Genomic DNA, 13,062 nt, shown 5'->3' on the forward strand with positions numbered 1-13,062 from the left:
CCCCATCGACTTAATGCAGCATCGGACGCGGCGCCGCCACGATTCCACGATGCGCCGTGCCAGGAGACTTCGCCATGACCCCAACCTTCGACACCCTCGACGCCGCCGCCGGCGCCCGCGCGCGCAGCCAGGCCCGCAAGGCCGCAATCGGCAGCTTTGTCGGCGCCGTCGTCGACTGGTACGACTTCCTGCTGTACGGGATCGTCGCCGCGCTCGTATTCAATTCGGAATTCTTCCCGAAGATCAGCCCGACCATGGGCACGCTCGCGGCGTTCGCGACCTTCGGCGTCGGCTTCCTGTTCCGTCCGCTCGGCGGGGTCGTGTTCGGCCATTTCGGCGACCGGCTCGGCCGCAAGCGGATGCTCGTGCTGACCGTGATGCTGATGGGGCTGTCGACCGTCGCGATCGGCCTGCTGCCGGGTTTCGCGACGATCGGCTGGTGGGCGCCCGTGCTGCTGGTGCTGATGCGTGCGATCCAGGGCTTCGCGGTGGGCGGCGAATGGGGCGGCGCGGCGCTGATGGCAGTCGAGAGCGCGCCGAAGCAGAAGAAGGCGTTCTACAGCAGCGGCGTGCAGGTCGGCTACGGCGTCGGGCTCGTGCTGGCGACGGGGATCGTGTCGATCCTCAGCCATACGCTCGGCGAGGCCGCGTTCAAGTCGTGGGGCTGGCGCCTGCCGTTCGTGTTCAGCATCGTGCTGGTGCTGATCGGGCTGTGGGTCCGCAAGAGCATGGACGAGTCGCAGGAGTTCGTCGAGAAGGTCGAGCACGGCAACCGCAAGCTGCGCCTGCCGGTGCTCGAAGCGCTGACGCGCCATCCGAAGGCATTCCTGCTGATCGTCGCGCTGCGGCTCGCCGAGCTGTTCACGATGTATATCGTCACGGCATTCGCGCTCAGCTATTCGACGTCGAACCTGGGCCTGTCGCGCGACCTGTTCCTGAACATCGGCCTGCTGGTCGGCGCGGTGAGCTGCGTGACGATCCCGTGCTTCGCATGGCTCGCCGACCGCTTCGGCCTGCGCCGCATCTACCTCATCGGCGCGGTGATCGGCCTCGTGTCGGCGGTGCCGTTCTTCGTCGCGCTGGAGTCGCGCTCGATCGCGTGGATCGTCGTGTTCTCGATCCTGTTGGCCAATGCCGCGCACGACTTGGTCGTGAGCGTCCAGCAGCCGCTCTTCACCGAGCTGTTCGGCGCGGAATACCGCTACAGCGGCGCGGGCGTCGGCTATCAGTTCGCGAGTGTGGTCGGCGGCGGGTTCACGCCGTTCATCGCGGTGGCGCTGGTCAGCATGGCCGGCGGTTCGTGGCACTTCGTCGCCGCTTATCTCGCGGTGGGCTGCCTGATCTCGCTGGTGGTCGCCGCGCGGATGCGGGCGGCGCAATGACGCAATGACCGCATGGCCGGCCCGCTACGCGGCCGGCCATTTCGCACCGGCTTCCGTCTGCCGGCAGTCGGGCGCAACCCGCGCACGCCCAACGTCAAACACGGTCAATCCCGCACGCAGAAGCTCCTTTTCCCCGCTGAACATTCCACGCCGCGCGCCGACCAATGGCATCATATGGGCCTACGTCAGTCACCGATACGCCCCCATATCATGTCGAATCTCATCGTCCACGGCGGCACTCCGCTGCGCGGGGACATCCAGCCGTCCGCGAACAAGAACGCCGTCCTGCCGATTCTGTGCGCGAGCCTGTTGACCGATCAGCCGCTGCGCCTCGTCGGCGTGCCGGACATCACCGACGTGCGCAAGATCCTCGACATCTTCCGCACGCTCGGCAGCGACGTGTCGGTCGATTTCACGACGGGCATCCTCGAGCTCCACCATCGCAACACGACGTTCGACCCGGCCATTCACCGCCTGCCCGAGGCGATGCGCTCGTCGATCATGCTGATTCCGCCGCTGCTCGCGCGCTTCGGCGTCGCGCGCCTCGAGAACGACGTGAAAGGCTGCACGCTCGGCGTGCGCGAGATCGATCCGCACGTCGAGGTGTTCGAGCGCTTCGGCGCGCATATCGAGCGCACGCCCGATTCGCTGATCGTCCGTGCCGACGGCCCGCTGACGGCCAACCATCACTGGTTCGACTACGCGTCGGTCACCACCACCGAAAACTTCGCGCTGTGCGCGACTGCAGCAAGCGGCACGTCGACGCTGATGAATGCGGCGTCCGAGCCGCACGTGCAGGAGTTCTGCCAGTTCCTCGCGATGATCGGCGTTTCGATCGAGGGCATCGGCACGTCGCGTCTGTGCGTGGCGGGCGGCGGCAAGCTCGGCGGCGGCGAATTCCGCTTCGCCGAGGATTTCCACGAAATCGCGACGTTCCTCGCGCTCGGCGCGATCACGGGCGGCGACATCACCGTGCGCAACTCGTCGCCGGAGCATTTCCCGCTGATCGACCGCACGTTCGCGAAATTCGGCGTGACCGTCACGCACCGCGACGGCTGGTCCCGCGCGGAACGCGACGGCCCGCTGCGCGTGCGCCGGCCGTTCACGCAGAACATCCTGACCAAGGTCGAAGCCGCGCCGTGGCCGTACGTGCCGGTCGACCTGCTGCCAATCTTCATCGCGCTCGGCGTGCGCGCGGAAGGCAGCGCGATGTTCTGGAACAAGGTCTACGACGGCGCGCTCGGCTGGTCCGGCGAACTGTCGAAGTTCGGCGCGCACGTGCTGCTGTCGGATCCGCACCGGCTGATCACGTTCGGCGGGCTGCAACTGACGCCGGCGCGCGTCGAGAGCCCGTACATCATCCGCGTCGCGATCGCGCTGCTGATGGTGGCCGCGAGCATCGAAGGCCGCTCGGAAATCATGAACGCGCTGCCGATCCGCCGCGCGCACCCGCACTTCGTCGAAAACCTGCGTTCGGTCGGTGCGAACGTCGAGTGGACGAGCGGCGAGTAAGGTTGGTACGGATGCGGCGCGCGTAGTGGTCGCGCCGCATCCGGTTCGCCTGATTTTCATGTTTGAGCGGCGGCATCGACGCGCGGCCGCTCCCCGCCCTCCTTCCGTTTCGCCGCCAGCGACATCGCTCATGCTGGCCTGATCGAGGCGACCACACCGAACGGCCCCCTTCGTCGCCCGGGATGACTCCGCAGCGTGCCCGAAATCGTCGGCGCTCAGGCAAACGGATTTCGCAACACCGGACCACCCTCCACGCGCAAGCCGTCGTGCATGTCCTCCGTGTACAGGTATTCGCAGCCCTCGATCGAAGCGGTTGCCACGATGCACGCGTCGTAGAAAGAGAAACCGTGCCGCTCCGCCAGCCTTCGCGCCAGGTCATGCGTGTCCACCGTGATCGGGACGACCTGGCACAAACTCCTGATCGGCTCCAGAAACTGCCCTATGTCGCTCCACGGCATGCGCAATTTGTGGCTGCAAACGCTGGCAACTTCGTTGAGTACCTGAACGCTGATGGTCGGCCGCCGAAGGAACAGCGCCTCCGCACGATTCGCCTTGGTCTCGTCCTCGGACAGCAGATAAAGCACGACATTGCTGTCGACGAACGATTTCGCCGGCTCAATCCCGCTCATTTGCGTCGTCCCGGCTGAACTTGAAGTCAGCGGGCAGCTTGCCCCGGAAACGCCTCAACCGCTGCAGAAGTTCGTCGGGCCGCGGCTTGCGGCTCACCGCGAAAACGCGGGGGCTGTCAACCACGATTTCGATGTCGTCTCCCTCGCGGAGCTCGAGTGCATCGACCACGCTGGCCGGCAGGCGGACCGCCAGGCTATTGCCCCACTTTGCAACCTGCATATTAACCTCCATGGATATACATAGATGATTGTATATCCTTGCCGCAAGTTCGCCCAGCTAGCCAAATGGAGAACGCGGCACGTCGCGCCGCCCCGCACTTCGCGCGATAATCGCCCAAATCTGCGCGAATACCGCGCGCCCACCTTTGCCCCCGCCGATGAAAAAAACGGACCTCGACCGACGCGACTGGATCGCCGGCCTCGAAAAAGGCCTGGCGATCCTGGAAGCGTTCGACAGCCAGCACGCGCGGATGACGCCAACCCAGGCCGCCGCCCGCACCGGGCTCACGCGCACGGCCGCGCGGCGCTACCTGCTGACGCTCGAATCGCTCGGCTACGTGTACACCGATGGCAAGCTGTACGGCCTCACGCCGCGCGTGCTGCGGGTCGGCTGGTCGTACTTCGATTCGGCGCGGCTGCCGCGCACGGTCCAGCCCTATCTGCAGCAACTGAGCGCGTCGCTGAACGAGTCGGCGTACGTGAGCGTGCTCGATGGCTGGGAACTCGTGTTCATTGCCCGCAACGGCGTGTCGCGCGTGATGACGACCGGCTTCGTGCTCGGCGCACGCGTGCCGGCGCCGCTGACGTCGCCCGGAGTGGTGCTGCTTGCGCATCATCCGGATCGGGAGGCCGTCCGCGCGTGGCTCGCCGACGCCGAACTCGCGCCGTTCACGCCGCACACGATCACCAACAAGGCACGACTGCTCGAACAGGTCGACCACGCGCGCGACGCGGGCTTCGCGGTCATCGAGCAGCAACTGCAGGTCGGCGTGCGCGGCGTCGCGGTGCCGTTGAAGAACCGTCACGGCGAAGTCGTCGCCGCGCTGAGCACGAACATGCCGATCGGCACGGAATCAACGGATGCGGCCGTGCGGCGCGTGCTGCCGCATCTGCAGGAAGCCGCGCTCGCGATGCTCAACGTGCTGTAGGGATTGGGCGCAAGCGCGCACGCCATACGCCCCTGACGGTCACCCGATTCGCCACCAGCGCGGCAGCAGATCGCGCACCTCCCGCCGCCGGTAACGATCGTCGATCAGGTGCACGACGCCCTCGTCGTGCTCGGTGCGGATCACGCGCCCGGCAGCCTGCACGACCTTCTGCAGGCCCGGGTACAGATACATGTAGTCGTAGCCGTTGCCGAAACGCGCCTCCATCGCGCGCCGCATCTGTTCGTTGACGTCGTTGACCTGCGGGAGTCCGAGCGTCGCGATGAACGCACCGATCAGCCGCTCGCCGACGAGATCCACACCTTCCGAGAAAGCACCGCCCAGCACCGCGAAGCCGACCCCGCGCCCGCCCGCGTCGAAGCGCGCGAGAAACGCGTCGCGCTCGCTTTCGGCCATGCCGGGCGCCTGCGCCCACACGGGCACGTCCGGATGGCGCGTCTGCATCAGCGCGACGACGCGGCCGAGATAGTCGAAGCTGCTGAGAAAACCGAGGTAGTTGCCGGGCCGCGTCGCATACTGCGCGGCGATCAGGTCCGCGATCGGTTCGAGCGAACGGTCGCGGTCGCGCCAGCGGGTCGACACATGGCTCGCGACGCGCACGGTCAGTTGCTCGGCGCGAAACGGCCCGTCGACGTCGAGCCAGCCCGTATCGGCCGGCAGCCCGAGCGTGTCGCGATAGAAATGAAACGGACTCAGCGTGCCGGAAAACAGCACGGTCGCGCGCGCGGCTTCGTAGCGCGGCGCAAGAAAGGCGGCCGGAATCACGTTGCGCACGCACAGCGTCGACTGGATGCGGCGCTGGCGGCCGGCCGGCGCGACGCCGTCGAGCCCCGACTGGCGCGGCAGCGGCTCGCCGTGCAGCGTCGCGTCGAAGATCGACGCGCTGTCGAACGCGTCGGCGAGCACGCCGAACTGGATCGCCTCGAAATGAAACCGCAGCAGCGCGTCGTCGTTCGCGCGCGGCGCATCGGTCAGGTGTTCGCCGATCGCCGCGACGAGGTTCTGCACGGCCGACACGATCGGCCCCGGAATCTCCGGATAGGCCGCATAGCGCTCGGCCTGTGCGCGATTGACCGTGCCCCATGCGCGCGCAAGCCGGTCGAACGCCTTGCGCAGCGCCGCCGGCGCCGCCTCGCGCGCGGCCGCGAATGCGAACGGGTCGAGCGACGCGCTGTACATCCTGCGGGCGCGATCGAGCAGGTTGTGCGCCTCGTCGACGAGCACGCCGACACGCCACTGGTTCTGCTGCGCAAGCGTATGCAGCATCGCGCTGCCGTCGTAGTAGTAGTTGTAGTCGCCGATCACCATGTCCGACCAGCGCGCCAGCTCCTGCGCGAGGTAATACGGACAGACGTCGTGCGCGAGCGCAGCGTCGCGCACGGTGGCGCGATCGAGCAGCCCGGCGCCGATCGCCGCGTCGCGCGCGGCCGGCAGCCGGTCGTAAAAGCCTTGCGCGAGCGGGCACGATTCGCCGTGACACGCGCGGTCCGGATGCTCGCACGCCTTGTCGCGGGCGACGAGCTCCAGCACGCGCAGCGGCAGCGCCGGCGTGCCGGCGCCGAGCGTCGTCGCCGCCTCGAGCGCGAGCGCGCGGCCGGGCGTCTTCGCGGTCAGGAAGAACACGTGATCGAGCTCGCCCTCGCCGCACGCCTTCAGCAGCGGGAAGACCGTGCCGAGCGTCTTGCCGATGCCGGTCGGCGCCTGCGCCATCAGGCAGCGTTCGTCGCGCGCCGCCCGATAGACGGACACCGCAAGCTCGCGCTGACCGCTGCGGAATTGCCCGTGCGGAAACGCCAGCGCACGCAGCGCGGCATCGCGGGCCGCACGATGCGCGGTCTCGCGCTCGGCCCAGCCGACGAAGCACGCGCACTGCTCGGTAAAGAACGCAGCGAGCACGCTCGCGCTCAGCGTTTCCGTCAGCACGGTCTCGCGCTCGGACACGATGTCGAAATACACGAGCGCGACGTTAATTTCCGCGAGGCCGCGTGCGTCGCACATCAGGTGCGCATAGACCTTCGCCTGCGCCCAGTGCAGCGCGCGGTGATTGGCCGGCATCGCATCGAGGCTGCCGCGGTAGGTCTTGATCTCCTCGAGCCGGTTCGCGACCGGATCGTAACCGTCCGCGCGTCCGCGCACGGTCAGCGTGCCCCACGTGCCGGTCAGCGCGATCTCTGTTTCGTAGCGCGCGCCGCGCTTCGACGTGACCGCGCCGTGACCGGCGATGCCTTCGAGCGCGGTCGGCGCGGGCGTGAAGCGCAGGTCGAGATCGCCGCGTCGCGCGGTGAACTCGCACATTGCCCGCACGGCGACGACATAGCTCATGCGGACAGCCCCGCCGCCTCGGCCTGCGTGACGTCGGCGCCCGCCCATTCGACATCGACGACACGCACCGGAATGCCGTGCGCGACGCAGTACGCGAGCCAGCGCGTCTGGTTGTCCTGCAGGCGGTCGCCGGGGCCCTTCACCTCGATCAGCTCGTAGCGCCGTTCGCCGGGCCAGAAACGCACGAGGTCGGGCAGCCCCGAACGGTTGCTGCGGATGTCCGCGAGCAGGCGCGTGAACCACAACCGCAGGTGCTCGGGCGGCAGGCAGGCCAGGGCCTCGTCGAGCAGTTCGTCGGTCAGCACGCCCCAGAACACAAACGGCGATTGCAGCCCTGCTTTCGTCGCATGATGCCGGCGGATCGTGTCGCGGTACGCGCCCGAGTCGAGCTGCGCGAAACAGGCGTCGAACGCGTCCGTGCGGCGCACCGCGAAATCGGGCGCGTGCAGGTCGGCCGGGCCGCGCTGGAACGGGTGAAAGAACGCGCCGGGCACGGCCGCGAACACGGGCTCCCAGCACAGCAGCCCGAACAGCGAATTGATCAGCGTGTTCTCGACGTAATGAACCGGCGCGTGGGGCTGCGCAAGATGGTCGCGCACCGCGAATTCGACGCTGACGAACGCGTCGGGACGCGCGAGCACGAGCGTTTCGCGCGGCACATCGTGCGCGCGGCCCGCGCGGTCGACCCGCTGCCCGAGACGCCGCTGCAGGCGCGGCAGCATCCGCTCGACGCGCTGACGTTCCTCGTCGCTTTCGAAACCGCCGCGCGCGTCGAGCGCCAGCGCGAGTGCGTCGTCATCGCGTCCGCAGCGCTCGAGCACGCGAATGCGCCGATGCCGGCTGCCCGGCCACGCGCTGCGCGCATACGCGTCGAGCGCGGCGTCCCAGTCGGCGCGCCGCTCGCACGCTTGCCCGAGCGAGAACAGCAGCTTCGAGCGGCGGGTCGCAAGCCACGGCTGCGCGCAGCCGACCGCTTCGATCGCGTGCAGCAGGTCGTCGAAGGGGAGGTCGGCCGGCCATGCGTCGAGGGCTTCGCGGCAGGTCTGCAGCGCGAGATACGCATCGACGTCGGCGCGCTGCTGGAACGCACGCGAGGACGGCGCGAACGGCACGCTTTCGTACTGGAACACGCCGAGATCGGCGAGCACGAATTCGCTCCAGTCCTGATGAAGATTGCCGAAGAACATCAGCCGCAGCCGGTCGCATAGCGCGCCGACCGTCACGCGCAGCACGCAATCGTCGGCCTGCGCGCACCACGCGTCGAGCGGCTGCGCGACGTCGTGCACGAGCCGCAGCCGCTCGAGCCAGTCGGGCTTGCGCTCGCCCGCGTGCGCGGCGAGCGACGGGAACGCCTTCAGCAGATCGGCCTTGGTCGACAGCGCGAACAGCTCGTCGAGCGTGAGCGCGGGCGCCGGATCGATCCAGCCGAGTGCGACGAGCGGCGCCGCTGCGTCGAGCGTGCTGCCGATTTCGTCGTACACGAGCTTGCTCGCCCGGAAGTCGGATCCGCTGCGCATCAGCATCCGCACGAGCAACGCGCGCGACGCCTTCGGCAGTTGCGCGAACTGCCGGAGAAACGCGTGTTCGTGCGCGTCGAGGAGGTCGTCGTAACGCTCGCCGAGCCAGGCCAGCGCGCGTTCGAAATTGGTCAGGTAGTAAAACGCCGGAGGCGTCGATGCAGGCGTCACGGGGATCGATCACTGTACGTTTGTACAGGTGCCAATCATATCAAATCTGACGACAAATGCCGCACGCCGATGCGCCGCCGGGCCGACGCCCATCCGGTCAGAACTGGTAATTCACCGACATGTCGAACACACCGTTTGTCGACTGCTGCGTGATCGGGCTGCGCCGTGCGCGGCCGACGAGCTGCTCGATCGCGCCGTCCACCGTGACGAACCAGTGCTTGTTGACGAACCAGACCATCGTCACGCCGGCGCCGAACGACTTCATCCCCGCACCCGGCGAATAGGTCCGCAGCCCCGAACGCGCGGAGGCCCCCTGATTCACGCCGAACCAGCCGTTCATGTAGCGCGAATCGGCGAACGACACGGTCGGGCCGGCGAACCAGAAGAAGTGTTCGTTGCTGCCCGGCATCGGCATGTACGCGGAGAAATCGCCGACCCAGCCGTTCGAGCCGCCGATGCTGCGCCTGACATCCGCGCGCAGCACGAGCGGGAACTCCTTCGAGATCACGTAATCGGCCGCGAGCTTCATCACCGGCGCCGCGTTGATGTTGTCGAGCCCGTTCAGGTGGTCGAGATCGTCGGCCGAGCGGCGCCCGAGGTCATAGCCGACCGACAGGCTCACCCGCCAGTTGGGCCCGCGCAGCACGTTCGCGCCGAGCCCGTCACCTGTCGACAGGAAGAACAGGTCGCGATAGCGCACGTCGAAATTCGGGCCGCCCATCACGCGGTAGCGGTCGGAACCCGCATAGCGCGGCTGCAGCGTCATCGCGGCGCCCACGCTGACCTGCCACGTGGGAACGGTCGGATTGAACAGCTTCTGCAGCGGCACCCCCGCCGAGTATTGCCATTCGCCGAGCGGCGAAGGCGTCTGGGCCGACGCGTCGCGGGCGCCGGCCGCCGCGAGCGCGGCGAAGGCCGACAGGCCGGACACGAGCCGCCGGGTGGCGGGTGACAACAACGGGCGAGCAACGGTCATCAAGGCGGTCTCCGTCGGTTGCGCGAAACGAACCTGCAGGAAAGCGCGTCGCGCTTGTCCGGCTGCCAAGGCAGGCAGCTGACAGCGCGAACGTAGCGTGCGCTGAATTAACGAACATCCTACGCGAGGCGCAGCGAACCCGCAAAGCGCCCGTTGAGCACGGGCACTTTGCCGGTTTCCGGCACGAGCAGGCGGATGGTTGCGGAATCAGAAACGCTCGACGTGGTAGTCGCCGGCGAGCGCGGCCGGGCTGCGCTTGGACATCATGCGCGAGAACCCATCGGCGAGCCGCCCGAGCGCGAGCTGCTTCTGGCTTGCGTCCCAGTGCGTGTAGGTGTCGTAGGCGGAATCGTCGAACGACACGGTGACGGCGACCGGACGGCCGCTGGCGCGAAAACCGATATGCAGCACGCCGCCCGGCAACTCCTCGATGTGATAACGCAACGAGCGCGACTCGAAATAGCGGCCCAGCACCTGGGCGATCGCGCGCTTGTCCGGCGATTGCACGTGAATGTCCATGATGGTCCTCCTTTCAGTAATCGCGCGGCCGGCCGCGTTACGCTGCGTCCGTCCGGCATCCGCATCGGTGGCGGCTGCGACGGCGGATCGCCATGCGGCGGCCCCAAGGGCACGGGCGGATCGACCGGATCGTCGTGCTCGGGCCGCGTCGGGTCGGGATCGACGTCAGGTGTCGGTTCGGGACGGTGCAGCATGGATGGCGTGTTCATGTCACTCCTGCGCGGCGGCTCGCGCGTGTCGATTGGCGCGGCGACCGGACGCAAGCAGCGTGCCCGCGCATCGTCGCCGACACGCGCGGCGTCATCCGGCGTAAGCTCCAATCACCAGCGACACGATGCGCCCTTCGGCGGCGAGCTTGACCACGAGCGCGAACGGATCGCACGCCGCGCATCGCGCGACCAGCGCCCCGCCGCCGCGCGCTCGCCGGCCCGCGTAGGCGGCGTGGTTCAACCACCGACGAGCGGCCGATGTGTCTACCACTCCGGCCGGCTCAATGAGCCGCGAGCGTCATGGCGCGCCGCCCCCCACGGGTACGGCGCTTGCGCTTTTCATTACGTGTAAGGAGGTTCGATCATGATCGCTCTTGCCCCCGGCCGCCGCGATGCCGTGTCCCCGGCTGCCGGCATAGTCTCGCTCGCCGCGTCGCGCAAACCGCCCAAGGACAAGACGGAGGAGCGCATCGACGAAGGGCTCGAGGAGAGTTTCCCGGCCAGCGATCCGCCCGCCGTTGGCGGCGCGACCCGTATCGACCCCGCGAAGCCGTCCGGCCCACGCGAACGTCGCGCGCCCGACGCCCCAGCACCGCCCCGCGATCACGGCTGACGGCGGCACCCCGGCCCGCCCTGCGCGGTAGCGCAGCGCGGAACCGGCAGAACCGGAGTGAAGTGATGAAACGGATCGAACGTGCGTGGAACGAAGTCAGCGGCGCCGCGGGCGTCGCGGCACTGGCCGCAATCGAGAGTGCGGTGGTGCTCGCCATCGTCGTGATGACGGGGGTCGGCCACTGATCGCCGGTTGCGCGCCGGCTGCGGCCACCGTCGTGGAAGATGTACAAGCTGGCTGGCAAATTTCTCCGTGGCCCGGGCGCGCTGCGCGCACGGGTGCCGATTGAACGCGGCACGCGTTCTGCTTCCGGTTCGTCTCGCTCACGAAGGAGGCGTTCATGTATCGCGTCAACGAGATCATGTCGCGCGACGTAGTGTGCGTCGCGCCGACCGACACGATTCGCCATGCAGCCCAATTGATGCAGCGCTTCGACATCGGCGTGCTGCCGGTCTGCGACGGCAACGAACTCGTCGCGGTCGTGACGGACCGCGACCTCGCGGTGCGCGCACTGTCGCACGGGCATTCGCCCGACACGCCCGTGAAGGCCGTCGCCTCCGCGCCCGTGCAGTGGTGTGTCGAGGACGACGGCGTCGGCGATGTCCAGCAACGGATGGCGGACCTGCAACTGCACCGGATGCCGGTGCTCGATGCGAAGCACCAGATCGTCGGCATCGTGTCGCTCGGCGACATCGCGACGCGCGCGGGCGGCCCGGCCCGCGACGAGCTGGCGAACACGCTCGAGGACGTATCCCTGCCGCGCCGCCGCTAACGCGGCCGGCCCTTCCCTGCGCGGCTGCGAGCCACTTCGCCGCGCCGCTTCGACCAGGAGGAAAGCGATGACAACGGACAGACCTTCGCCCACGCATGCGCGCATCGTCGGCGACAGCGGCCGTTCGGCCGGCGGCCCGGGGCCGGACGTGATGGCCGCCGGCACGCTGGAGGGCGATCACGTCCTGACGATCGACGGCGACGACATCGGCAAGGTCACGAACATCATGCTCGACGTCCGCTCCGGGCGTATCGCCTATGCGGTCGTGTCGTCGGGCGGCTTTCTCGGGATCGGTGACAAGCTGCTCGCGGTGCCGTGGAATGTGCTGACGCTCGATGCCGAGCGTCACTGCTTCGTGCTGCCTGTGTCGACCGAGCGCGTGCGCGAAGCCCCCGGCTTCGACAAGGACCACTGGCCGGCGATGGCCGATCCGATCTGGGCCGAGGCGCTGCACACGTACTACGGTGCGTCACCGTACTGGCTGATCGAGGAAGGCGAAACGCCGCTCGACGCGCCGCCTTACGAGGCATCGCCGGGCGGCCCGGACAGCGGCACGCGGCACTGACCGACGCGCTGCGGGTGGGCCGCGCGGATCAGTGCGCCGCCGCGATCGAATTCTCGAGCTGGCGCGCGGCGTTCAGGTGCGCCTTCAGCGTCGGCAGCGAGCCGGCCGCGAACGCGCGAATCTGCGGGTCGCGCCCGTTGCGCGCTTCCGCCTCGTAAAGCCTGATCGCCGCCTCGTGCGCGTTCGGCCCCACCAGCGCGACATAACTCTTGTCGAATGCGAGGCCGTTCTTGGTCCGCAGCGCCGTCACCTCCGGATCGACGACCATGCGCGCCTGCACGGGCACGCCCTTTTGCGCGCCGAGGCGCCGCAGCTGCGTGGCCATGTGGTCGTGATCGTCGATCATCCGCCGCGCGAAGGCCTTCACGTGCGGATTCGACGACCGATCGAGCGCAAGCTCGCTGGCCTGCGACGCTGTCTTGCCGATGATGCCGGCCTTGTCGACGAATTCGGCGTCGATGCCGCTCGGCCGCCGCGTCATCTCCGCTTCGTCGGGGGTCTCGCCCGGCCGAACGACGCCCGGCGCGACATGAATGGACGATGCCGGCGGTGCCTGCGCATGCACCGGCGTCAATGCCCGCGGGCCGAGCACCACGAGCATCGCCGATATCAGCATGCACGCAGTGGCGGCAAGCACGACGCCTCGGTGCGGGTTACTGTCGTTCACGTTCATCCGGACCTCCGGATTCGTCGACGGACCGGCCTCGCC

Annotated in this window: 13 protein-coding genes; 6 read left to right on the forward strand and 7 right to left on the reverse strand. The window is 68.4% G+C overall.

Annotated features, from left to right (window positions below; genetic code table 11):
• Positions 1–74 precede the first annotated feature (74 nt).
• Complete coding sequence (shiA, locus tag FFI87_RS23390; RefSeq protein ID WP_138848852.1) at positions 75–1,382, forward strand: shikimate transporter; 1,308 nt, start codon at positions 75–77, stop codon at positions 1,380–1,382.
• A 210-nt stretch (positions 1,383–1,592) separates the two neighbouring features.
• The gene (locus FFI87_RS23395; RefSeq protein ID WP_138848851.1) at positions 1,593–2,894 is read left to right on the forward strand and encodes a UDP-N-acetylglucosamine 1-carboxyvinyltransferase; all 1,302 of its coding nucleotides are present in this window, start codon (positions 1,593–1,595) and stop codon (positions 2,892–2,894) included.
• A 215-nt stretch (positions 2,895–3,109) separates the two neighbouring features.
• On the opposite strand, the gene FFI87_RS23400 is transcribed toward FFI87_RS23395, so the two are convergent.
• Entirely contained in the window at positions 3,110–3,523 is a 414-nt protein-coding gene (locus FFI87_RS23400) for a PIN domain-containing protein (RefSeq protein WP_138848850.1), read from the reverse strand.
• On the reverse strand, positions 3,510–3,743 hold the full coding sequence (locus FFI87_RS23405; RefSeq protein ID WP_012366057.1) for an AbrB/MazE/SpoVT family DNA-binding domain-containing protein: 234 nt from the start codon (positions 3,741–3,743) through the stop codon (positions 3,510–3,512). Before FFI87_RS23405 ends, FFI87_RS23400 begins: the two co-directional genes overlap by 14 nt.
• Before the next feature lie 157 nt (positions 3,744–3,900).
• Between FFI87_RS23405 and FFI87_RS23410 the strand changes: the two genes are divergently transcribed.
• On the forward strand, positions 3,901–4,671 hold the full coding sequence (locus tag FFI87_RS23410; RefSeq protein WP_012366056.1) for an IclR family transcriptional regulator C-terminal domain-containing protein: 771 nt from the start codon (positions 3,901–3,903) through the stop codon (positions 4,669–4,671).
• Positions 4,672–4,710: 39 nt separating this feature from the next.
• On the opposite strand, the gene FFI87_RS23415 is transcribed toward FFI87_RS23410, so the two are convergent.
• The 4 genes from FFI87_RS23415 to FFI87_RS23430 all read right to left on the reverse strand — a co-directional run bounded on the left by FFI87_RS23415 (position 4,711) and on the right by FFI87_RS23430 (position 10,194).
• Positions 4,711–7,011, reverse strand: coding sequence for an ATP-dependent DNA helicase (locus tag FFI87_RS23415; protein WP_138848849.1), 2,301 nt, complete (start codon positions 7,009–7,011; stop codon positions 4,711–4,713).
• Positions 7,008–8,699 (reverse strand): VRR-NUC domain-containing protein, encoded by a 1,692-nt coding sequence (locus tag FFI87_RS23420; protein ID WP_138848848.1) that lies wholly within the window; start codon positions 8,697–8,699, stop codon positions 7,008–7,010. Before FFI87_RS23420 ends, FFI87_RS23415 begins: the two co-directional genes overlap by 4 nt.
• A 97-nt stretch (positions 8,700–8,796) precedes the next feature.
• Positions 8,797–9,675 (reverse strand): MipA/OmpV family protein, encoded by an 879-nt coding sequence (locus tag FFI87_RS23425; RefSeq protein ID WP_012366053.1) that lies wholly within the window; start codon positions 9,673–9,675, stop codon positions 8,797–8,799.
• A gap of 207 nt (positions 9,676–9,882) precedes the next feature.
• A complete protein-coding gene (locus FFI87_RS23430; RefSeq protein ID WP_006750981.1) occupies positions 9,883–10,194 on the reverse strand; it encodes a hypothetical protein in 312 nt (103 codons plus the stop codon).
• Positions 10,195–10,767: 573 nt separating this feature from the next.
• On the opposite strand from FFI87_RS23430, the gene FFI87_RS23435 reads away from it, so the two are divergent.
• The 3 genes from FFI87_RS23435 to FFI87_RS23445 all read left to right on the forward strand — a co-directional run bounded on the left by FFI87_RS23435 (position 10,768) and on the right by FFI87_RS23445 (position 12,353).
• Complete coding sequence (locus FFI87_RS23435; RefSeq protein ID WP_138848847.1) at positions 10,768–11,016, forward strand: hypothetical protein; 249 nt, start codon at positions 10,768–10,770, stop codon at positions 11,014–11,016.
• 340 nt (positions 11,017–11,356) lie between these two features.
• Complete coding sequence (locus FFI87_RS23440) at positions 11,357–11,788, forward strand: CBS domain-containing protein (protein ID WP_105785220.1); 432 nt, start codon at positions 11,357–11,359, stop codon at positions 11,786–11,788.
• Between the two features lie 67 nt (positions 11,789–11,855).
• The gene (locus FFI87_RS23445) at positions 11,856–12,353 is read left to right on the forward strand and encodes a PRC-barrel domain-containing protein (RefSeq protein ID WP_138848846.1); all 498 of its coding nucleotides are present in this window, start codon (positions 11,856–11,858) and stop codon (positions 12,351–12,353) included.
• 28 nt (positions 12,354–12,381) lie between these two features.
• Here the strand turns inward: FFI87_RS23445 and FFI87_RS23450 are convergent, their stop codons facing one another.
• Positions 12,382–13,026 (reverse strand): DUF4142 domain-containing protein, encoded by a 645-nt coding sequence (locus FFI87_RS23450; protein ID WP_138848845.1) that lies wholly within the window; start codon positions 13,024–13,026, stop codon positions 12,382–12,384.
• Between the last annotated feature and the right edge of the window lie 36 nt (positions 13,027–13,062).

The sequence above is a fragment of the Burkholderia sp. KBS0801 genome (assembly GCF_005937855.2).
GTDB lineage: Bacteria > Pseudomonadota > Gammaproteobacteria > Burkholderiales > Burkholderiaceae > Burkholderia > Burkholderia ambifaria.